The organism is Oleidesulfovibrio vietnamensis (genome assembly GCF_055388115.1).
This window is the reverse complement of record NZ_AP042419.1, coordinates 2,072,966-2,095,481: the sequence shown is the minus strand read 5'-3', so window position 1 is coordinate 2,095,481 and position 22,516 is coordinate 2,072,966. Positions and strand designations below refer to the sequence as shown.

18 protein-coding genes are annotated in these 22,516 nt (G+C 49.1%); 2 read left to right on the top strand and 16 right to left on the bottom strand.

What is annotated here, in order from left to right:
- Positions 1 to 368 precede the first annotated feature (368 nt).
- The 14 genes from ACZ5D1_RS09515 to ACZ5D1_RS09450 all read right to left on the bottom strand — a co-directional run bounded on the left by ACZ5D1_RS09515 (position 369) and on the right by ACZ5D1_RS09450 (position 17,055).
- Positions 369 to 1,073, bottom strand: coding sequence for a virion core protein, T7 gp14 family (locus ACZ5D1_RS09515; protein ID WP_464554721.1), 705 nt, complete (start codon positions 1,071 to 1,073; stop codon positions 369 to 371).
- A 665-nt stretch (positions 1,074 to 1,738) separates the two neighbouring features.
- Positions 1,739 to 2,302 carry a recombinase family protein gene (locus ACZ5D1_RS09510; RefSeq protein ID WP_464554719.1) on the bottom strand — a complete coding sequence of 188 codons (564 nt, stop codon included), beginning with the start codon at positions 2,300 to 2,302 and terminating at the stop codon, positions 1,739 to 1,741.
- 230 nt (positions 2,303 to 2,532) lie between these two features.
- Positions 2,533 to 2,787 carry a phage antirepressor N-terminal domain-containing protein gene (locus ACZ5D1_RS09505; protein WP_464554717.1) on the bottom strand — a complete coding sequence of 85 codons (255 nt, stop codon included), beginning with the start codon at positions 2,785 to 2,787 and terminating at the stop codon, positions 2,533 to 2,535.
- 246 nt (positions 2,788 to 3,033) lie between these two features.
- On the bottom strand, positions 3,034 to 3,471 hold the full coding sequence (locus ACZ5D1_RS09500) for a Rha family transcriptional regulator (RefSeq protein ID WP_464554715.1): 438 nt from the start codon (positions 3,469 to 3,471) through the stop codon (positions 3,034 to 3,036).
- A gap of 141 nt (positions 3,472 to 3,612) precedes the next feature.
- Positions 3,613 to 4,182, bottom strand: coding sequence for an Hsp20/alpha crystallin family protein (locus ACZ5D1_RS09495; RefSeq protein WP_464554713.1), 570 nt, complete (start codon positions 4,180 to 4,182; stop codon positions 3,613 to 3,615).
- Positions 4,183 to 4,455: 273 nt separating this feature from the next.
- Entirely contained in the window at positions 4,456 to 4,947 is a 492-nt protein-coding gene (locus tag ACZ5D1_RS09490; RefSeq protein WP_464554711.1) for a phage antirepressor N-terminal domain-containing protein, read from the bottom strand.
- Positions 4,948 to 5,080: 133 nt separating this feature from the next.
- Complete coding sequence (locus ACZ5D1_RS09485) at positions 5,081 to 5,911, bottom strand: phage antirepressor N-terminal domain-containing protein (protein ID WP_464554710.1); 831 nt, start codon at positions 5,909 to 5,911, stop codon at positions 5,081 to 5,083.
- A gap of 202 nt (positions 5,912 to 6,113) precedes the next feature.
- On the bottom strand, positions 6,114 to 6,668 hold the full coding sequence (locus tag ACZ5D1_RS09480; protein ID WP_464554709.1) for a BRO-N domain-containing protein: 555 nt from the start codon (positions 6,666 to 6,668) through the stop codon (positions 6,114 to 6,116).
- A 268-nt stretch (positions 6,669 to 6,936) separates the two neighbouring features.
- A complete protein-coding gene (locus ACZ5D1_RS09475) occupies positions 6,937 to 9,909 on the bottom strand; it encodes a type III restriction-modification system endonuclease (protein ID WP_464554707.1) in 2,973 nt (990 codons plus the stop codon).
- Between the two features lie 11 nt (positions 9,910 to 9,920).
- Positions 9,921 to 10,148 (bottom strand): hypothetical protein, encoded by a 228-nt coding sequence (locus ACZ5D1_RS09470; RefSeq protein WP_464554706.1) that lies wholly within the window; start codon positions 10,146 to 10,148, stop codon positions 9,921 to 9,923.
- Between the two features lie 106 nt (positions 10,149 to 10,254).
- Positions 10,255 to 11,417, bottom strand: a protein-coding gene (locus ACZ5D1_RS09465) for an IS3 family transposase (protein WP_455697365.1) whose coding sequence is annotated in 2 segments (ribosomal slippage) — positions 10,255 to 11,139 and positions 11,142 to 11,417 — 1,161 coding nt in all. Because the reading frame shifts where the segments join, the coding sequence is not laid out codon by codon here.
- Positions 11,418 to 11,453: 36 nt separating this feature from the next.
- The gene (locus ACZ5D1_RS09460; RefSeq protein ID WP_464554704.1) at positions 11,454 to 13,070 is read right to left on the bottom strand and encodes a site-specific DNA-methyltransferase; all 1,617 of its coding nucleotides are present in this window, start codon (positions 13,068 to 13,070) and stop codon (positions 11,454 to 11,456) included.
- 11 nt (positions 13,071 to 13,081) lie between these two features.
- A complete protein-coding gene (locus ACZ5D1_RS09455; protein WP_011367679.1) occupies positions 13,082 to 13,855 on the bottom strand; it encodes a DUF4391 domain-containing protein in 774 nt (257 codons plus the stop codon).
- On the bottom strand, positions 13,852 to 17,055 hold the full coding sequence (locus ACZ5D1_RS09450) for a helicase-related protein (protein WP_011367680.1): 3,204 nt from the start codon (positions 17,053 to 17,055) through the stop codon (positions 13,852 to 13,854). Before ACZ5D1_RS09450 ends, ACZ5D1_RS09455 begins: the two co-directional genes overlap by 4 nt.
- Before the next feature lie 995 nt (positions 17,056 to 18,050).
- Between ACZ5D1_RS09450 and ACZ5D1_RS09445 the strand changes: the two genes are divergently transcribed.
- On the top strand, positions 18,051 to 19,358 hold the full coding sequence (locus tag ACZ5D1_RS09445; RefSeq protein ID WP_464554702.1) for a methyl-accepting chemotaxis protein: 1,308 nt from the start codon (positions 18,051 to 18,053) through the stop codon (positions 19,356 to 19,358).
- A gap of 28 nt (positions 19,359 to 19,386) precedes the next feature.
- Here ACZ5D1_RS09445 and ACZ5D1_RS09440 read toward each other — a convergent pair whose 3' ends face one another.
- Positions 19,387 to 20,742 carry a transposase gene (locus tag ACZ5D1_RS09440; protein WP_464554701.1) on the bottom strand — a complete coding sequence of 452 codons (1,356 nt, stop codon included), beginning with the start codon at positions 20,740 to 20,742 and terminating at the stop codon, positions 19,387 to 19,389.
- On the opposite strand from ACZ5D1_RS09440, the gene ACZ5D1_RS09435 reads away from it, so the two are divergent.
- Positions 20,741 to 22,195, top strand: coding sequence for a methyl-accepting chemotaxis protein (locus tag ACZ5D1_RS09435; protein ID WP_464554699.1), 1,455 nt, complete (start codon positions 20,741 to 20,743; stop codon positions 22,193 to 22,195). The genes ACZ5D1_RS09440 and ACZ5D1_RS09435 overlap by 2 nt on opposite strands.
- A gap of 66 nt (positions 22,196 to 22,261) precedes the next feature.
- On the opposite strand, the gene ACZ5D1_RS09430 is transcribed toward ACZ5D1_RS09435, so the two are convergent.
- Complete coding sequence (locus ACZ5D1_RS09430) at positions 22,262 to 22,420, bottom strand: YqaE/Pmp3 family membrane protein (protein ID WP_011367682.1); 159 nt, start codon at positions 22,418 to 22,420, stop codon at positions 22,262 to 22,264.
- Between the last annotated feature and the right edge of the window lie 96 nt (positions 22,421 to 22,516).

Below are 22,516 nucleotides of genomic sequence, written 5' to 3'. Positions count from 1 at the left end.
CACCGTCGCACCGTAGCGACAACAAGGATGACAAGGAAAACGTCCACATTTCGCTTCTAAAGGCTTAAAAAAGAAAACACGACGAATGACAAGCAAAAACGACAAAAAATGCCTCAGAATCAAAATATGAAGCAAATACCCCCACTCTTAGCCACTTGAGGGCATTAAGAGAATGAAGGAAGACAAAACACTGATAAAGACAAAAACACACGGATAATTGTAATTGAAATTCATTTTCAATAAAAAGACTGACAAGCTAGGGAGAACGACAAGGCTACCTCTTATGTGTCCATTGTGTCAGTCTTCACACTTCATTCATGCCTTCGTACCTTTATCCTCTCCTGCTTGCCAGTCCCGTTGCTGTCATATCATTTCCCTGTCAGCGAATAGCGGCCTGTGAATTTGCCGTTCTGGTCGTATATCGGTTGCTTGTACTGGTCATAGTAACCAAGCCCCTTGCTTCCAATCGACAAAGCCGCACCGACCATTGAACCGACATTAGGGAAGTTGACAGGCTTGGGGATGTATCGACCTGAAGCCGTTCCACGGTTCTTTGCGGTATCCCTGAAGCCTTTCACGGATATGCCGTATGCGTCCTTGTCCATATCAAGCTGGTGCTTCAGTGAATCCCTGTAGAGGGCTTCTTGCCTGTGATAGTCGTCCATGAGGAACTGGAGCGACTGACCAGCCGCCTCACTTGAAGCTAAAGCCGTCCCTTGCTTTTCAAGGCGTTCCCTTTGAATCCGTTGCACCTCTTGAGATGCCGCCTCTTGCTTCTGCATGAGCGCAATGCTTTCAGCGGCTGTCTGTTCGATGTAATCCTTGTTGGCGAGTTCGGCGTTCTTGACCGCTGTCTTGTTGTAATTGTCTGCCATTTCGCTTTGATATGAGTTCATGGCATTCGCCTGTTCACTTTGAGCGACCATGTTGGCGGCTGTAGAAGCGGCGGCAATGGCTAGGGAGTACATGAACATTTGAGACGCTGTAATCGTAGACGCTGCGGCAGTAGTGCCTGCTGTGGTTCCACCTACTGCGGCTGTTGTTCCCGCTGTAGCTGAAGCTGGTTCACACATAGACCTGTCTCCTACTCAATCTTGATACACTGTTAAAGGGTTGCTATGAGGTAGGTAGCTGTGAAGACGTACACAAAAAATTCACAACGACAATATTTTATCTTGACAAATTTCTTTATTTTTGATACCTGACCACTCCCCTATATATACTATAGTTGTCTTAAGTTTGACTTAAGTCTGCACCCTTTCTTCTTCTCCCTATCCTACTACTTCCTTCAATCCTGTCTGTACACTTAGGTTGCTCCCTAAGTTATACTTAGGATGTCTTACTTGTGGGAGTGGGTAGGGCCATTGGGTAGGTTGAAACCTAGGTTACACTGTCATTACTTCAGTTCACGTTATGTTCACTGCTGTATGACTTAGGTATCTTCTTTCCTCTTCTTCCTTGTCTGCTTACTTCCCCTTGCTCCTTAGCTGTCACTATAGTTGATCTTAAGTTCAGCTCTTTCTTCTTGTCGTTGTCACAAGTCGTCACAACATGAAAAGCCGAAGAACACTGCTGTGTCGGGCTAGTGTCCTCCGGCCTTACCAAGAAAGAAAGTGTAGGAGAGAGGTCGTCTATTTGGGATAGGCGTAACCTTGAAGATGATCTGACAGAGTGAGACGCGGAGCGTTCTCTCCCCTCATTAGTGCAACCTAATTGATTATTGAAATATTTCAGCATGTTAATTGGATTCAGCGATGACGCGGTACAAGGTCTGCCTGCTTATGCCATATTCAGCCGCTAACGCCTTTTTTTCTTCACCCATGACTGTTGCCCTATGTCGAAGCTCTTCGGCCTGTTCTGGCGTCAGTTTGGCCTTTCTGCCGCAGTGTTTTCCCTTGGCTTGTGCCTTGGCAATACCTTCCCTTTGTCGCTCCTTGATGATGGAGCGTTCAAACTGGGCGACGGCTCCGATAATTTGAAGCTGGAGCGTTTGGAATGGGTTGTCTTCGCCTGTGAAGGTTAACCCCTCTTTGTGGAACTGAACGGCGACGCCCTTGCCTATGAACTTCTTTAGGAGCGTGAGCAGGTCGTCAAGGTTACGGGCAAGGCGGTCTATTGAATGAACGTGGAGCGTATCGCCCTTGCGGACAAACCTCATGCACTCTTCCAGCTTAGGCCGCTTAGACGTAGCGGCACTTGCCTTCTCTTCAAATACTTCCACCAAGTTGCAGTCAAGGTCAGCAAGCTGGCGGTCAGTGTTCTGGTCGATTGAGCTAACACGGATGTATCCAACATGAGCCATATTCCTGTTTCCTCCTTCTGTGCTCATTGTGTAACAGAAGGACTAGACTTTTCGAGAAGGTGTGTCAAGAAATGAGATTGCGAGGTTTTGAGACACGGAACAAAGCGGCTTTTCGGGCAATGGCATGTGTGCTCCACAAGGTATACCTTTTGAGATGGAACAAGGATGTACCGGGATGATTTCCATAACGCTTCGTTACCGAATTGGTAACGGTGGTCGAGAGTACCGGATCAGCCATGATCTTCACACGTTGACTGGAGCCGGGAAGCTGCGTTGCCATTTCGGTAACGCATCTCGAAAGTACCCATCAGCCGCCAGTGGTAACCATGGTCATTTCGGCCACAGTTGGCGAACTCGATGGGGAGCATGGACATCTTGCTGGTCTTGCCGTCACGTCCAGTTGTTTCCGAAATGGCAACAACTCCCTCAAGCACATGATCTTCCATGATCTTTCTGAACTGACGAGGCCAGCTAACACCGAGCACCTCACACACATGGCGTGGCGAGAAGTACGCCTTGCAGTCTTCAGCGGTTGAAACGCCTCGCCCATTCAGCACACACAAAGGGCATGGGGGGGATTTTCGCTTTTCATAACGTTGTAAACCAGCTCAGATTTTTGCACCAAAATCGGCTGGTATATCTTGAGCTAGTTATTTGAAAGGGGGCGTTTTGCCCCCTTCGTGATGCTCCTCGTCTCAGTACATTCAAAGAAACTCTTGTCTGCTTGCAGTCTAAGGAACGAGGGCTTTGGCCTGTGCTTCGCAAATCATCTTCTGTTCGACCTGATCAGCCCACGCACGAGCAGCTTCAACAAGATTGGTAAAGTCGGGCAGGACATTCACCTGTCGCTTCATCAGTTCGGCTTCCATGCGGTTGAAGGCTTCGATGTACTTGAGCTTCCAAGCCAGTGCCTTGTTTCCGGTGAAGCCCATGACGAGCAGGGAGAAGCCGTCACGGTCCATGAGGAACATGCGGTACTCCTGACCGTTCTGCGGATGGACGTATGAGGTCTGCTCAAAATTGGGCACACCCCTTTCGATCAGGCGTTCGATGTCCCGAAGGATATGACGATGCGCCTTGCCGAACATCTCCGCCACCTTGAGGCTCGTAGTCATGGCTTTGTCGTCCAGAAGCATCACAAGGGAGTTGGTCACAGTCGCAGTATTCATCAGTTTTCTCCTTCACGTTCTTGATTTTCAAAAAAGAAAGGCTGGCGAGGATCATCGTCCTCAACCAGCCTTCGGGGTTGTATCGTCTATGTGACTATGGAATCAAAAGTGCTCTTGTTTCTTTAAGATACTCTTGTCAGTTTAGTCCTCTTTTGAACTTTCAATCGCAATCTTGCGGGATTCTGTTTCAATGGCCTTGTTTCGCGGCATGGTGATTCGCAACACGCCCTTGTTCAACTTGGCGTTTATGCCTTCCTTGTCCGCATCATCAGGGACATTGAGCACCCGGCGGAAGGAACCGTAAGAGCGTTCAACGCGGTAGTAGCCCTTTTCTTCTGTTTTTTCTTCATGCTTCTTTTCCGCAGAGATAATCAGCACGTCGTCTTTCAGATCAACAGACAGGTCTTTCTCTTCGATGCCGGGAAGATCCACTTCAACAACATACTCTTTGTCAGTGCCGTAAATATCCACTTTCGGCTTGATGACAGACTTGCCAAGCATCGGGCTGGCAGCGTCGAACAAGCGGCGAGGCGAAGGCATTCCAAAGCCAGAGAACATCGAATCAACCATACGGTCGAATTCTGCGTGGAAGTGGTCAAGCGGAGAAGCGTATTCCCTTGCTCCCCGTTCCGTCTGCTTAACCGGAAGGGTCTTTTCCTGTTCGCTTTCCTTCTTAAACCAGTTCCATGGATTCAGCTTAGAAACCATCATAGCGTCCTCCTTGAAGAGTTTAAAATTATGGTCAGCACAGCATGAATAAATCTAAAGAACGACGTGTCAAGATAGAGTTGCAAAAATTGCGCAACATGCGAGTAATGCCCTGTAAAACAGAATAGATAGCGTCTGTTTATGCCAAATGGGATTCAGGCTCGCTGTGAAATATAAAGGCTGGCCAAGGGGAACTTTCGACCAGCCTTTTCAATTCGTTACCTGCTTCTTCGCTTATATGACTGGCAAGCTCGTTACCTCCTCATGGCTGCCTGCTTACAATTCCGCAGAGTACAAATCGCCACATTCTTTTTGTTTCATTATATCCGCTAATTCCCGTAGGCATGAAGGCGTTATGACTTTCTTCTGAACGTATTCGTCATTCCTAATTCCCTGACGGAACCAAGCATCAAGAGCGAGGAATGCCTCTTTCCTGTAGCGGGTGAGTTGTGGTTGGACTTCGGGACGAACCCGTTTGATGTTCACGAGCCAGCCAGATAACATTTCAACTGGGAGCATCGTGTATTTTCTCCGCTGTCTTGAGCCGGGAAGCTGCGTTGCCATTTCCACTACGCTACTTGAAAGCAATGGGTCTGCTTTGATTTTTCTGAATTGGCGAGGCCAGCTTATTCCAAGGGATTCGCAAAAGTGCCTTGGCGAGAAGTAACGCCGTTCATCCTCGGCGACTGCTGCAAGAATGGGACTGCCACAAATGGTTACAGTTTCGAATCGTACAATCTGATTGGCAATGGCTTTGGTGTTGGTCATGGTCTCTCTCCTATGATTTTACTTGCTGGAATTTGCGTGAATTAAGCCTGCTGAGGGCGAAAAAAGAGCCGGACAAGGCAAAGGCTTTATCCGGCTCTTTTCATTCGTTATACGGCAAATTTGAGCGATTTCTCTAGAAGTCCAGTTCATCAAAGAATCGCTCGTGAGCATGCTCGAAACCTCTTCGCATGGTCAGCTTGCCATCGAGATACAGCTCCACCATCTTCTCTTTGCCACCGTCGAGGGCAATGATGGTCACAAAGCCTCTGAATGGGCTGATGCGCTCTGCGAAGAACTTGTCTCTGAACTTGCCGCGCACCCTATACACGCCACCGGAACGCCGCAGGTATCCCGCTCTCATCAGGTCTTCCTTGACCTTCATGCTGTTCACGCCGTGTAGCGTCCTCGCGAACTGGACAACGCTCATCTGGCGATCGGCGAAGCAGGCTTCATAGACCTTGGCCTTGGGTCTCAGTGTGGCATTTTCCGCTTCCAGTTCTATGCGCTGTTCACGTTCTTCTGCCCACGCTCTTGCAGCTTCAGCAGGGCTTTCGAAATCAGGCAATCCAAGGGCTTCGAGTACATCTTCTTCATACCGAAGTCCCTTTCTGAACCACAGGTCCAGAACATGGTAGGCTTCAGCGCGGAACAGGTTCAGCTTGGCTTGGAGTTCAGGGCGAACCTTCTTGATTGTGAACAGCCAGCCATTGGCGAACTCGATGGGGAGCATGGAGGTCTTCTGATCGCCACCTCGGGAAGGTGTGGGCATAATGACCATAGCTTTTGCCAGGACAGGATCAGACTGGACTTTCCGGTACTGGGTTTTCCAGTCGATACCGAGCGCATCACACACATGGCGCGGCGAGAAGTACGCCTTGCCATCCTCGGTGACAGCGGCAAGGATGTATTCGCCGCAGACAGCGACTTCTTCATGACGGACAGGAATGAGGGTTTCTTTAGCCATTATAAGTTCTCCTTTAGAATGGAATGGTTGAAATAAGAAAAGGCTGGCGAGATTTCTCTCAACCAGCCTTCATGTTTGGGGTTCTCCTAAGTGTTTCCGCAGTACCTTTTGCCTTAGGGCATCATGCGGCGGTGATAGTCCGTTTTTAAAACACTTAGCTTTGATGCATAATTGACTGCGTGTCATAGCTTTTTCCTTTGGGTTAGACGTCAATAATTGGGCCTAAGTCGCTGGTGTCATTCGAATAAGCCTTGCAAGTGCTAGTCGTGAATGTCGGCATGAATTGACCTTGCAGGGCGGCTTCAAGCTTGTCTGCCAATTCTCGCAAGATGTCGGGGCATTCAATGCCGTCATCTTCACGCGCCAGTTCAATGACCTGCATTGCCTTTTGGATTATGCTTTCATCCGTGTCCGTGGGCTTCATCATGAAGTACGCACCGTGCTTTCTGATTGAAGGCAGGACGTCCTCACAAACCCAATCCTGAAACGCGATGGCTTCAGGCTTTCGGCTTTGGAATATGAGCGTATACAGACCTGGTTCGTTAATAATCAGCAGCGGCTTTCCGGGCTTCATTCCGAGGGCGGTTCTTGGAAGATGCTTTTTCATGTCGTCGTCCAAGTAGCGCACTGAATCCCTCGGCTTGAGACCTAGGTGCTTGCAAACATCCATTGCGACGAACCAAAGTCTACCGTCTTCATCCACGATGGTTCGGGCATCGGCCATCCCGTTGAGTGTGAGTGTGCTGATTTCACCCATGATTATGTCCTCCTTGAGTTTGGGGTTTCCTTCGCTCAAAGGTGCAACCTAATTGCATCCATCTGAAATTATGTGCTTTTTGATTACCATCCTTGAAGAGAGCGTTTGTTGAGCAGTTTCTTCTGCTCATTAGTGCAACCTAAATGATAACTTTCTGATTTTTATTGAGATTTAACCCCAGCAGTTTGCACCTCTGTAAACGCAAAAAGGCTGGCTAAGGAATATTCCTCAACCAGCCTTGGGCTATGTGTTTTGTAGGTCGTATAAACTAATCGTATGACAGCATGTCTTCTACCGTTTTAGCTTTGATGAACCGCGCGGGATTATCGGCGTGTTCGGTGAGAACGGCGAAGTGTTCTTTGCCGCACTTGATCTTTGCCCCCTCATGATGACGAAGATCATCCCACCAGAGGCTACCCTTTGTTTCTACGACCAGATAGAGCTTCTCATGTCCGTCTTCCTCGACAAGGACGGCCCAGTCCGGGTTGTAGGTGCCAAGCGGGGTAGGAACTTTGAACCAGCCGGGGAGCTTGGCGTACACTTTGACTGATTCGTTCTTTTCCAGTGCTTGGGCAAATTGCTGTTCAACTCCGGCAGAATCATACACGACGCGTTCATAAACGGATTTTTGGACCTCAACGGTATTCTTGAGGTATCCGGTCAGCTCTTCTTTCTCAAAGAGTTCCTGAGCGTAGTAGTATTCGTCGCCGATTCTGCGGTACTTGATGCCTTCCACAAGAGCCAAACGCTTTGTCCGGTTGATAGCCTCTGCCGCCAGCTGAATAAATTCTTGAGGGTTACGTTTGAAATCGTTCAGTCTTCGGCAAGACGTGAGAATGCGGACGATGCTTTTTCGCGTCAACTGCGTCTTATCCTGCAAATCGGTGAGGATGTCCGGCAATTCGATGTCAGACTCATTTATCGTCGTGTACTGGCTAACAGCTTTTTCATCTGCCTCAATGCCGCCCTCACCAATCGCCAGATTCGCATTTCTGAACCGCGCTCTTGTCTTGGTTATGGGCGGTCCTTCAAGGATGGATTTTGCACAATCCTGAATCAGTTTCTCATTGTCGAAATCGACACGATAGGTCGTCTTGTGCTTGATGCGCTCCCAAAGCTCTTGGAACTCAGGACTTAGCAGCCGCTCTTTGTTTGGCTTTACCGTGATACGTTCATCGGCGTTTTTAATATCGAGCCTGCCAGCCAGCTTTCGAAGAACAGAAGATATAGCATCAAGTTCAGGCTTGAATTCTTCAGGAAGTTCGAGCGTCTTCTCTTTCAGGGCAGTCCTAAGAGTGTCCTGCACCTTGCCATTTTTATCGATGAACTCTCTCTCTTTGAGAATACGCCAAAGCTCTTCCGACTTCTTGAAACCGAGGGGATGAAGTTCGCCATCAGCTCCTTGAACAGGAATGTTTGCGAACTGGTGCTTTTCAACAACACCAAAGCGGATTCCGGCGTCCTCTTCGATTTCCTTTTGGAGCGTTTCCGCAAACTGTTCATAGCTTTCGTTAGCAATGACCGTCAGCGTGTTTACGTCAAAGCCCCTAAGTCGTTGGCCGTCCTGATTGACGCAAAGGCGAAGCCCTCGCCCAATGGACTGCCTTCTTGCCAGTTCAGTTCCCATGTCTCTCAACACACAAATCTGAAAGACGTTGGGGTTATCCCAGCCTTCACGGAGCGCAGAGTGCGAGAAAATGAATTTGAGCTTTGAGGTGAAACTCAAAAGCTTTTCCTTGTCTCGCATGATCAGGTTGTACGCCCTTTCTGCATTGTCGCGGTTGGTCTGGTTGTTTTCGGCTGTGTCGGTCAGCTTGCCTTTCTTGTCGATGGAAAAGTAGCCGTTGTGGACTTCCGAAGCATCGGATTCAAGATCGATCCCCTCAAAGAGCGTGCGGTAATCGTCGCTATGTGCCAGCTTGCGATACTCTTCTTCAAATATCTTGGCATACTTGCCTTGAATCTCGTTCCCGTCTTCATCGTATTGGCGGTAAAATTCAACCTTGTCGATGAAGAACAGGCTGAGCACTTTCACTCTGTGACCGAGCGCGGCAAAGCGAAGTTCCTTATCAAGGTGCTCTTTAATTGTGCGGCGGATCATGAGGCGTTTGATGTCGTCTTGATTGACTCCACCAATTTCATCGTCGGGATACAGGACATATTCGCCGTTAGGCACGCTCAGCTCAATGGACTGATTTCCCTTGCCGCAGTTGATCGTGCCGATACGAAAGTTTTCATAAATGGCGCGACCGGTTTCTTGCTCCAAGTCGTCGCCGTCCTGAACAGTGATGATCTGAGGACGGACAGATTTGCCACTTTGGATATGGACTTCAATCTTTGCGGATATGACACCGCGCTTGTTCTGTGTAGAAATAAGCTTGACGTAAGGCTTATTGTAACCGCCATCAATTTCAAGCGAAGCGACTTCAATCTGTTTAACAAGCTGCTTTTCGTAAGCATCAACAGCATCGAGACGATACACCATGTGATGTTTGTCCACGTGGGTGGCAGAATAACGCAACGTGCAGAGCGGATTCATTGATTCAAGGGCTTTCTTGCCTTGGCCCTTCAAGCCACCATCAACGCTTTGCGGTTCATCAACGATGATGACAGGGTGTGTCGCCTTCACAAGGTCGATGGGCTTATCTCCGCCTGTCTTCTCGCTTTCCTTGTAAAGATTGTTGACGTCCTTTTTATGGATGGCACCGACAGTCACAACCATGATCTGAACGTTTGGACTTGTCGCAAAGTTGCGAACTTGTCCCATCTTCGATGAATCATAAGAAAAATAGTCATATCCCTTCGATTCGGGATAGAGGTTCTCGAAGTGATCTCTCGTAATCTGAAGCGTTTTGTAGACGCCTTCCTTGATGGCCACTGAAGGCACAACAATGACGAATTTTGTGAATCCGTAGCGCTTATTCAGCTCGAAAATCGTGCGGAGATAGACGTAGGTCTTGCCTGTTCCGGTCTCCATTTCGACAGTGAAGTCGCCGCTGGTCAGAGAATGCGTTGGGCGTAGACCGTTCCTCAGCTGAATAGCGTTGAGGTTCTCCTGAAGCTCGTCGTCGAGAAGTTCGAGCCTGTTACCAATACCCTTGTCAGATTCAATCATGCCCTTGGCATACGTCTTGGAAACGGAGAACAGAGAGGCGTTGCGCTCCTGCCCTTTAAATATGTCAGTAACAGCACGTATAGCATCAAGCTGATAGTCAAGGTTATCTTCGAAGTGAAGTTTCATACTGGTCTCCACTACAGACTACGGACGTGCTTGATACCACTTTGTTCCAAAATGGCCGTCATGTTCGCCTTGGTGACATCGTTTTCAAAGGCACTATCGCGGAATACAACCTGCGTGTCGCTGATGGGGTCAAGCTCCTTGTGCCAATCAATGATGCCGTGTGCCAATTCTTCAATCTGATCGCGCTGAATTTTTTTATCGAGGCAGGCGAATAGAACTCCGAAGCCGATGCTATACACCTTTTTGCCTGCGATTTCCTTTTCCTCAATAGGGGCTGTCAGCTCAGAAGTGGGTTCACTTCTTTGGACCAGTCAGCGGCAAAACTAAGGTGGACAGTTTCGTTGGCTATGCCGCCTTTCTGGGGCAAGCCAGAGGGGGTACCCCCTCTGGCTTGAACTGTTGATATATCTCCATCGGCTTCCTGCCGTCAAAGGTCTTGTGCGGACGGCGATTGTTGTAGAACTCAAACCACCAGGCCAGGGTGCGACGAAGCTCGCTTCCTGTCTCAATTTCCCGCAAATACACGCATTCATACTTCAACGAACGCCAGAGGCGTTCGATCATAACGTTGTCCATCCAGCGGCCTCGACCATCCATTGAGATCTTGGCTCCTGCCTGTCTGAGCGTCCGTGTGAACTCGTAGCTCGTGAATTGCGAGCCTTGGTCGGTGTTGAAGATATCCGGCACGCCGTATCGGTTCATGGCCTCTTCCAGGGCTGCCACGCAGAAGTCAGCGTCCATCGTGTTCGACAAGCGCCATGACAGCACGGCTCGACTATGCCAATCCATGATCGCCACGAGGTACAGGAAGCCACGCCGCATCGGAATGTACGTGATGTCGGCGCACCACACCTGATTCGGCTTCGTGATCGCCTTGCCCCGCAACAGATACGGATACGTCTTGTGCTGCGGGTGTGGCTGGCTGGTTCGCGGCTTTTGGTAGACCGCCATCAGCCCCATCTTGCGCATGAGCCGACGCACACGATTACGCCCGACGAAATGTCCCTCATCTCGCAGGATGTTGCGCATTTGCCGGGAGCCGAAGAACGGCAACTCCATGAACAACTCGTCGATGCGCTGCATCAACGTCAGATTGTACTCGGACTCGCCGATCGGCTGATAGTAATACGTTGAGCGGTGCAGCTTCAGGGCTTCGCACTGCCGCCGAACACTGAGCGCAGGATGGCCCTTGTCGACGATCTCCCGCCTTCGCTCATGGCTCAGATTTTGGCGAAGGCTTGTTGTAAAAAATCCTTCTCCACAGTGAGTTGGCCGATCTTGGCGTGCAGTTCCTTGATCCGGGCCTCATCGCTTTGCTGGACTTTCTGGGCCTTGCCTGAAAAGGAAGCAGCAATGCCTTCTTTGGCCTGCTTTTTCCACTGGGAAACCTGATTGGGATGAACGCCATACTTGCTGGCGATCTCGGAAAGGGTGTGCTCGCCGGACAAAGCGTTCAGGGCGACGCGGGTCTTGAACTCGGCGGTAAACTTTCTTCTCTTCTTGGACATCAAGGGCCTCCTTCGGCTCTTATATGTCCACCTTAGCTACTGGTCCAGTTTTCCGAACCCACTTCTCTCAACGCCACGTTTTAGAAGGAGTTCATAAAGCACATCCTGTTCGCTTCTGCCGGGGACAAGATGCTCAGAATGAGCCATAAGGGTATTCTCAAGGTCAGATTTGTCTGGGTTCCAAGCAACAATGTTGCTGCTTTCGAGTTTGAAGACTTTAAAACCGAGATCACCTGAATAGCTAAGATTATCTTCGCTGAGCTGAGAAATCACTCTTCGAATACGTTCTTTCCCTAGTTCAGCGATAGTAGAAAAGCCAGACTTAAAAGCTGATGAGTTTTTGTCGCACGGTTCAGGGAGTTGGACCATAATGAATTTCCGCTTAGTTTTTTCATACACATTGCCTTTCATCACAGCATGCGCTGTAGCACATGACCCAGAGAAAAAATCAAGAATTATATCTTCTTCTTTTGACACAAGGGCAATCAGCCTTTGTAACAAGGCTGTAGGTTTTGGTGTATCAAAAACATTATCGCCAAAGATGTTTAAAACCTCTTTCTTTCCCTCTTTGTTGGTTGGTGAATTGTCCCAGTAATTTGTTGTAGGTTGTCCATTGCTTTCATGCGCATATATTACGCGCTGTGGTACACCATTTTTATTAGCTCCAAAATAAACCCGTCCAGACTTTAATAGCCGCTCATATCCTTCTTTTGGGTAAGCCCACAATCGATCATGAGTAGTACCTCCTGGCGTAGTTATAGAATACCTATACCCACCACCTGTAAGTCCTTTAGATACAGTGATTGGAACGGGTCTCCATTTCCCCTCAGGAAATTCGCGCGTAGGCTCTTTATATGTTTTTGCGATGTATTTTTCAGAAAGAGGTTCTGACATAAAGCTAACTTCGTTTGACTTGGCATATGCTAAAACATATTCACCTTGAATAGATACATTTTTTGAGTCGCTAGAAATTTCCTTTTTTCTTTTGCGCATGATGCAAGAGATGAAGTTCTCTTCACCAAAAATTTCATCACAAATTTTACGTAAATTAGGCTGCTCGCCATCATCAATGCTGATAAAGATAACGCCGTCATGGGTAAGAAGTGAACGTGCAATCTTAAGCCGCGGATACATCATACTCAACCAGTTAGTATGAAAACGGCCAGAACTTTCATTGTTGGAGCTTACAACGAGCCCATCTTCTCCTTTCTGACCTGTATATCTTAAGTATGTATCCAAATTATCATGAAATTTATCAGGGTAAATAAATTCTTTACCTGTATTATATGGTGGATCTATATATATAACTTTTATCTTACCCGCATAGCTTTTTTGCAATATTTTCAAAACTTCGAGATTATCTCCCTCAATAAACAAATTTTGCGTTGTATCCCAATCGACACTCTCTTCAGGGCAAGGTCGCAACGTTCCCATTGACGGAGACAAGGCTATTTGGCGAGCTTTTTTCTTCCCAAACCAGTTGAGGCCATATTTCTCTTCACCTTCGGCGACATTGTCACCCAGAAGCTGCCGCAACACTTCAAAGTCAATTCCGTCTTCGGTAAAGGCTTCAGGGAATGCTTTTTTCAATACCTCGATATTTTCATCGACAACGTTCATGCTTTGTCCATCACTTGGCGTCATTTTCTGCATTCGAGTACCCTCTAAAGCTGTGAAGTAATTACTTTAATTTTATTCTTAATTTCATTGCACCGCGTGTTCAACTGAACCTGAGTGCCCATATTCTTTTCTTTTTTCAGCTGATTGCGCACACCTGCCAGCTCCTTTTCAAGCTCCTCAAGCCTTTGCAACGAAGAGGCTCGATCAGGGGCTTTGGTGCCTTCCTGTGCCAACAGGGTATATTCACCTGTGTGTGAGGCGCACTTGAAGGCAATGATGCGATTTACCGCATCCGTGTAAAAATCGTACAGATTCTGGAAGGAGAAGGTCGCTGCATGAAGCTGTTTGAGGAAGTCTTGCTGCCACTCTTCTGGTGAGGCTAAGGAAAACCAGCCTGTTTCGTGCGCTTCTTCAATGACCAGCTTTGATTGATCTGCCTTATTAATTCTTTTGAACGCGGCATTGATGCAAATATCATCATTGCACGACGCCACTATAACTACAGGATAGGGTATTGCCTTCTGTATGACATCTGCTATGCGCGAGACACGCTTGCCAGACGAAAGTGCTACATGGAGAATTTGAATCTCCTCATATTCGTTTTCGTCATCCCGGTAGGCTTGAATGTTCGAACTCGAAGGGGAAAGGCTGTTTCTGATTTCTATAAAATCAATATCTTCCTGAAACGCCTTCTTATCCGTCGCATTCAACTGGCCGTTCTCGTAAAACAGCTTTTTGAAAATCCGTTTTCCAACCTCGCTGGAGCGGGGAAGAGCAAGGTGCTCGAAAAACTCCGCAATAGACTTGGGGTAACTCATTTGGCCTCCACGATCATGTAGCTGACCACTTCGAAGTCTTCCATGCCTTTGAAGCTCTGTTTGGAGAAGTTCGTTCCGCCCCTGCTGAACAAGCTTTCAACGCCTTTTTCTTCTGCCTTACCGACGATGCTTGTAACTGCGCTCTCAAGCAGATTGCAGTAATGTCGCATGTCCTTACCAGACTGCGTTCGGCGGTTGAAATCTTCGAGCAACGCGCTGTCTGGCTTTTTGTGCGTCACGCCCTGCTTTTTGAGGATGTCGAGCACCTTCTTGGCCTGTGTGAACCCCAATGTGACGTCACCGTCGTCAGACACATAGGTCACATAAAACGGCGCAAGGGCGTACCCATCGTCACTTGGTTCGTCCTTTTTGCTTTTCAGGCAGAAAATAACGCCGGGTTCGAGACCATCCGCAGCGAGGTCTGATTCCAGCCTTGAAATGGCAAAAAGGCCATGAGGAGCACTTTCCAGCTGGCTGGCGTTGTCTTTCAAATATGCGGACAAATCCATTTTGAAGTCGTTGAGCGTCATGTCCGTAATAGTCACACCGCTTGACAGGTCTTCCAAATCAACGACTGTTTCTTGCAGCTTCTGGAGCTGCTTCCTTCGGTACTCCAAGTCGTTCATATGCGATGCGCTATCCTGCTCGATGACGTTTTCCTCGCCTGTAGCGGATATGTCCAGCAACACCATTCGGCCACTTACACGCGCTTCAAGGTTGATGTATTCATCAAGCTCCATGTTGGGCCAGTAGTTGACAAGCTGGATGCGCTTGTTCTTGGAGCCAAGGCGATCAATTCGACCAAATCGCTGGATGATGCGGACCGGGTTCCAGTGAATGTCATAGTTCACAAGAAAGTCGCAGTCTTGCAGGTTCTGGCCTTCTGATATGCAGTCCGTTGCTATGAGAATGTCAATTTCATCACTTACGGTATCATCAATCTTGCTTCGTTCTTTTGACACAGGGGAAAACGCTGCAAGCAAGGCGTCAAAATCAGAACGAACCGATTGCAAGGTGGACTTGTTTGCTCCACCGCCAGTGATGAGGGCGGTATGAATCCCCAAGCTGGTCTTTGCCCATGAAGCTATGTGTTCGAACAGGTAGGAAGCAGTGTCAGCAAATGCAGTGAATATGATGACCTTCTTGTTCCTGGCGTTGATAGGCTCCTGACATTTGGCCGTGATCTGGCTTTTCAGGTTGTCCAGCTTGGCGTCTCGATTAGACGTTACAGCACGGGAAACGGCGAGCAACCGCTCAAGCTTTTCCTTGTCGTCTTCAAGGTCTTGCTTCCAGCGAATCTGGTCCAAATCCTTAATAAGAACCTTGACCTTGCGGCCAATCAGGAAGTCATCAAATTCAGGAGAATCAACTTCAATATCCTCAATGCTCAACTCCTCAATCTCGCTGCCGTTGTGGTCGTCCAGCTTCTGAAGAAGGTTCGTGACCTCCCTGAGGAGCTTTTCCAGCGTGAGGCTAAAGGAATTGATGGAGCTTTCCATGCGTTTGAGCAGGTTCACCCGCATCAAATGAACAAGGCTTTGTTCACGGTCAACCTGCCTGAAAACGGATTTACCGTCCTTCATGAGGGTATCGTACTTGCGGTCGTACTCATTCCGCTTTTCCATGCGGACGTACTTCAGCGGCGAGTATGCGCTCAAATTGAGCCGTCTGATTGTGCGGTTTATGTCGCGCAGTGCCGGAAATTCGTTGTTCAGGTCTATGTCGGCTTTGATATTGATCGGGGTTAACCGCTCCGGGAATTCGCCGATTTCCGCAACATCATAATATTTTTCAATGTGCTTGCGGGAACGGGCAATGGTCAGCATGTCCAAAAGCTTGAAATAGTCAAAGTTGAGGCTATCAAGCAGCTTTTCGGCGGTGCGCTCTTCCTCGGCCAGCTTTTGCCATTGGTTGAATTTGGTCTGAGCCTTACGGAGCGTATCTTCAATGCTCGTAATGCCGTTATCAGCAAAGGCCGCATCAAAACCTTCCGTGATGAACGCAACCTGATTCTTCAGGTCATTCATCCGATTGTTGACTGGGGTGGCTGACAGCATCAGCACCTTGGTCTTCACACCGGAGCGAATGATGTCTGTCATGAGGCGGGAGTAGCGGGTCAGGCCGTTGTCTGACTTGGTGTTGTTCCTGAAGTTGTGGGATTCATCAATGACAACAAGGTCATAATTGCCCCAGTTGATCGTTTCAAGATTGATCTCGCCGGATTTGCCCGTCCTTCGAGTTAAATCGGTGTGGTTGAGCACATCGTAATTGAAACGGTCTTTCGCCAAGAGATTGCGTTTGTCGTTGATCGTGTAAATGCTCCAGTTATCACGGAGCTTCTTGGGGCAAAGGACAAGAACCCTGTCATTACGGAGTTCGTAGTATTTGATCACCGCAAGGGCTTCAAACGTCTTACCAAGGCCGACGCTATCGGCTATGATGCAGCCGTTATACTTCTCAAGCTTATCAATAGCTCCCAGCACACCGTCTCGCTGAAACTTGTACAGCTTATTCCAGACGATTGTGTCGTGGAATCCAGTTTTTGTTTTCACGATGTTTTCTTCGTCAATATCATCCAGCAAGTCATTGAAAATATTGTAGAGCGTGAGGAAATATATAAATTCTGGCGAGTTATCTTTGTGGAGCGTTTCAAGGCCGTTCACGATGGTGCTTGTTGCATCTTCCGTAAGGCCAGTGTCGCGCCAAAGCGTTTCAAACCAGCTCAAAAGTGGGCTGACATTGGGCGCATCGGACACGCACATATTCATGTGGTGGCGGTCTGACTCTGCAAAGCCTAGCCCTTCACACGTAAAAGCGGAGCTGCCCTGAATTGCCAACGGGGAAGGCTTGCCATCCACAACAAACAGGTTCTGCCCAAGTGCCGCAGGATTCTTTACCAAGCGGATTTGGGCTTTTTTCTTAATCCATTCAGCACACTCACGAGCTATATAGCTTTGGTTCAGCTGGTTACGGAAACGAGTTTCGAATTCGTCACCTGCTAAAAGCTGGGACAAGGAGCCGTCCTTCCTGTTGCAGGAGAGAAGAAGGCGGGCTTTGGATACCTTGCTGATACTTTTTTTAAGGGCATCAAAACCAAATATTGAAAATGCGTTGGAAATGACGGCCAGCTCTGACTGCTTATCAATGCTTTGCAGGAGCGTTTCGCCAACTTTTCCATGCTTCTTGTTATCTAAAAACATGCGTGCTTGCCTTTGTGCTGAATGGACTCAACGGTTATCTAATAACCAGACCGGGTAGTTACCAAAATGCTTGGCTTTCAGCAACGATCAGGCAAGGGCTTTGGCGGGAATCGGATAGCTTGTAGCGCGGGCTAAGGAATGAGCTAAACGCATTCTGACAACTGCTATGTGTTTACACGTCATCAAAACGCGAACGCTAAGTGAAATGGCGCGCGGTTCCGCTATAAGCAGGGCCATCATCCTGAACGGACAAGAGCAGTTAAACAAACGCCAGATTGCGACTCTAAGGAACGATTTGTTGTGGACATGGGGCGTCGATCAGTCAGCCATAATTCAAAGGCTGGAATCCACTCGTTCTTCTGAAGCGATTTCTCTGATGCAAAATCTTGACCAAACGCAATTCATTAGCTACAAAGGGAGGGTACACACTCTTTCACTGAAAACGGGATATAACCCTGTATTTTCAGCATGTTGGAGATTTTGGGATTCCCACCAGTGAAATCCCACCCTCTCCGCCAGCGCATACAAGCAGCTGTAATAGCTGAATTTTTAGCAGGCTTATATCCCAAAACACCGGCTGGTACACAGCGGTGGTACACAAGGGGTATAAGCCTGTGTCGTTTTGTTCTCCTGCCATAAAACATAACTGAAGATCGACACTTGGCTGCTAGACGTAACGAGTCTCCACGGACAGTGAAGGCAAATGCAGCTGAGAGGGTATCCACAAAAAGGCTGGCTGAGGTTCATTTCTCAGCCAGCCTTTTCATTTACGGACGGATCGTGATTGCCGTGGTGCTGGCAGTCCTGCTCGTTGGGTCGTAGCGCTTTTTTTAAATCCAGCCTGAAGAGGTCAGTAATAAATTACGATAAAAAATCATTACAGTTGAGCTCATACACATTTTATATTGAAGAATGTTTTTAGGTTGGCGGGGAATGATAGATAGCTCTGCAGTGTCCTGACAGAGCATTGCCGAATAAAACTGACGGAGATGATTATGCGGTTTCTTGATTCCAAGTCCATTGAGCTTAAGCTGACTCTGTCCAGTGTGGTTTTTCTGCTGCCTATCGCCGTGCTTTTGTATGCGTTCGTCGCAGGCATCCGGTACGATATCAGATTCAGTGAGCTTGAAATTTACGGAAACAGATATCAACGCCCGCTGCAGCATGCACTGGCAGCTTTTCCTGATGTGACGGGGGGGCTTGTTACGGAAGATACCGCAAAGGTCAAAGCTGCGCTGGCTGTGATTGACAGCAATCTCAGATCCCTTGCACCTGTACACGCCGAAGTGGGAGATGACCTGCAGTTTACCCCGCAAGGTCTTGCTCTGCGGGATAGAGAGGACCTTTTGTATTCGGCTGTCATGAACAGGTGGAAGAAGCTGGCAGGCGGCGTGGAGCAGAGCATGCTGCCCGACGTCAGACGGATGATCACTGACATCGGCAGGATGGTGACCCACGGGGGAGACACTTCAAACCTCATTCTCGATCCCGATCTGGACAGTTATTATCTGATGGACATAACGCTGCTAGCAGTGCCCGCAGCCCATATCAGGCTGGCAACCATAGCGGAAACAGGCAGCCGCTTGTTGCGCAGTCAAAGCGTCAGCAGGCAGGAAGCCACGGAGCTTTCTATTTTCGCAGCGCAGCTGAAAAACGATCAGGAACGCATTCAGGCTTCGTTTGATACGGCAATGAACGAAGATCAGAATTTTTACGGCGAATCTCCTTCCCTGCACAAAAACATTCCGCCGGCCTTCAAACAATACGCCAAAGCCAATACCGCATTAGCCGCCCAGCTTGAAAGTATGGCTGCGGGCAATGTTCCGGATGGTTTTATGAACTCTGTTTCCGCTCTTTCCGGCAGCTTGGCTGTTCTGTGGGATGCTGCAGACGCCGAAATGACTATCTTGCTGGAAAAACGCATTTCACACTACCGGAACGAACTATACAGCTCGCTGGCGCTGACATTGGTAGCTTTAATAATGGCCTGTTTTATTGTCTGGGCATCTGGTTCATCCATTGTAAAATCTCTTTCTGTTCTTGTTGATTATGCTGAAAGAATTAATGGGGGTGACCTGACGGCCGAGGTTCACGGCGTATTTTCATCAAGTCTGCTTCCGCTCAAAAATTCAATACAGTCCACCGTAGCGCGTCTTTCTGCAGAAAAACAAAGCGTTCTTGTACAGGTAGAAGAGGCAAGGCAGAAAGCGCAGGAAGCGCAGGTTGCCCTTAACCGTACGGAAGAAGAACAGACCGCTCTTCAAGAACAGAAGGCGGAACTGGCCGGTGTCGGGCTTAACTGACCGTTGAAAAAGTCACTTTTCGCCGCAATCACCAAACAGCAACTGAGACGACCGCAATCGTCGCCCAACTATCGGGTAGATCTTCGCGAACAGCGAAAATGAGCAATATCCAGTCGATTTCCGTCTGGACTCCGACAAAAACGAGATTCCAGGCCTCGGCAGCCCCCTTCGGAGTGCCGAATCCGATCAGATGTCGCATGAGCAGGCCCAGGTTGAAGCTGGCGACGTGTAACAGATAGCGCTTCTCGACGTTATCATTGCCGCGCAGCCATGTTTTACGCATGCCGCCACGATCGAGGACGTGCTGAAAACTCCGTTCCGCAAGCTCGGTTCGGCGTTTGGCTGAGCAAGCTGCCTTGCCGGAGCCAAGCCGCACTCGATTGTTGTACACCGCCCGTCGCGCATCATGATCACCGTGCCACAGGTTGAGCCCCTTGCGTTTGGGTTCCGTGATTCGCGTTTTCCAAGGACTACCGTCCAGCTCCTTGAGGACGGCCCGGGAATGATAGCCCTTGTCGGCGACAAGCTCCGCCGGTTTGTCGCAGGATGGAGCCTTGCCGATGCATTCCAGATTCGCCTTCGTGGTTTCGAGCGTTTTGCCCAGTGTGGTTGTGTCGCCGGAGTCCGCCGGATGCACCACTACTCCCACAACAGCGCCGGTGTCCAAGTCCACGGCATGCTCCGGCTTGTAGGCCAGACGGGTGCGCCCGTCCTTCATCCGCGCGATCCTCGCATGGGAATCGACCGGCGATTCCCAATCCTTGTTGGAAACCTTCTTGCCTTTGCGTTTGCGATCCATACGCGACAGATCCTCCTTCGTGGGAGTATCCATGCCGCTGTCTTCGGCCATACGATGAAGCATCTGCCGATAGCCTTCGCCTGTATCCTTGCGCACGATGGAACGCATGGCAGCGTTGGCTTCCATGGTGGAAGCATCCACGCCGATACGGTCGCCCTGAACAAGGCCTGCTTCGGTAATAGCGCCGAGTACCCAAGTGAAAACATCATGGTGAAGCTCCAAGGGCAGGCGGGAGCGAATTCGGCTCAAGCTTGAATGATCCGGTACGCCCTGACCAGTGTCCAGCAACAGAAACTCACGCAGGGAAAGGGAGTCCGCGCAACGCCACTCGATACCCCGCTCCGAATCAATGCCTTCGAAATAGCCGACCATATGCATGCGGAAATACCGACCGGGCGGAATGGAAGGACGCCCTTTGCGGGAGGCATAGAACGGGGTGCACAGTTCCTCGACGAAGCGGTCGAATCCAGTCTTGAGCAACACCGATTGAAGCCGATCGTAAAATGCATGCCCTGGTGATTTCGGAATCTCGTCCCACGAGATGAACATCTTTCCGCCTCGATCACCTTGCTTGCCCAATGCCATGGAATCCTCCTGTGCTTCAGAGGAGTGTCACGGATTTGCAGGACTTTTTCAACGGTCAGTTAAGGTAAACAAGCTGGCAGAGCAGGTTTCCGCTTCTTCAGAAATCCTGTCATCTTCCGCTGACCATCAGGCGCGCGGAGCCGAAGCGCAGAAAGAAGAGTCTGAAATAGTGGCTGCCGCCATACGCCAGATGATGACTACAGTGAACGAAGTCGCAGGTAACGCGTCCTCGACATCACACACCGCATCAGAAGGAGCGGAGTCCGCCCGTCGAGGGGTAGGTCTGGTAACCGGCGCCATAGAGGCCGTGCGCAGCGTATCTTCTTCTGCAGAGCATCTTGCATCGGTACTGAACAGTCTGGATGGAAAGGCGGAAGAAATTGGACGTATTATCTCTGTAATTAATGATATAGCTGATCAGACAAATCTGCTGGCACTTAACGCAGCCATTGAAGCAGCAAGGGCAGGGGATGCCGGACGGGGATTTGCCGTGGTGGCGGATGAAGTGCGCAAGCTTGCTGAAAAGACCATGAGCGCAACCAAGGAAGTTGAAAACGCCATCGTGCAGATACAGACAGGTTCCACAGCGGCAGTGCGGTCAATGGATGAAACGAAAGTGCATGTGGAAAAATCTTCCAAGCTGTCAGAAGATGCAGGTAAGGCGCTTGAAGATATTATGAATAATATTGAAGAAATGACTGCTCGCATTTCACAGATTGCCACCGCCGCTGAAGAACAGTCTGCGGCTACGGAGGAGATAAGCGGCCGTATTGACAAAATTTATGAAATAGCAGTGGACGCATACGAGTTTTCTCATGAGGCCAACAGGGAGTCCACGGCGCTTGTCAGGTTGTCCACGGAACTGCACACCCTGTCATCAAAGTTTAAAAATGAGCAGACGGATGAAGGCCTGCTGCATGAGTCTTCCGGAAAGATGCGCGGTATTTTGCCTAAAATATTTATGAATTTTATAAAAGAGATCTATGGGGATGACGTGTTTGCTCATGTTTCTAAAACCATGGGCGAGCCTGTCTTCATGCCGGGAAATTCCTACCCAGATCAGGTGTTGCGCCAGATGGCTGAAATAGTATGCCAGCGCACGGGCGAGCAGCCCAAGTTGTTTTTTGAAAAAGCAGGGCGTGCAAGCCTGCAGGCTTTTAACAGAATGTACAGGCAGTACTTTAAAGGGGAAACCCTTAAAGAGTTTCTGCTGGCCATGAATGATATCCACAGGCACCTGACAAAGGACAATCCCGGCGTACGCCCGCCTAAATTTGAGTATGACGATCAGGGCGATACGCTTGTTATGACATATAAGTCGCAGAGGGATTACGGAGAATACTTTGTGGGCATCATCAAGGCAGCTGCGGAGTTTAAAAAGGAAAAAGTGCGTATCAGCTCGGAGCATGCCGGTAAGGGGCGAACAACGGCAAGGGTTACATTTATTAAATGACATCCCCGCCGGAATCCGGCGGGTTATAATGGCAGGCGGCGGAACATCAAGTGTTCCGCCGCCTGATTATCGTCTGGCAATAACCCATACGGCATGAACAATGCCGGGAATGTACCCGAGGATCGTCAGCAGGATATTCAGCCAGAAAGCCCCGCCCAGCCCCACCTGCAGAAATACGCCCAGCGGGGGAAGCAGGATGGCGACCAGAATACGCAAGAAATCCATGTTAACTCCTGTTTGCTTATAAAAAGAGCCGGTGCCGCTCCGTCAGCGACTGTTGCCTACATGAATAGTTTATCATGCGGTATTAAAAAAAGTAAA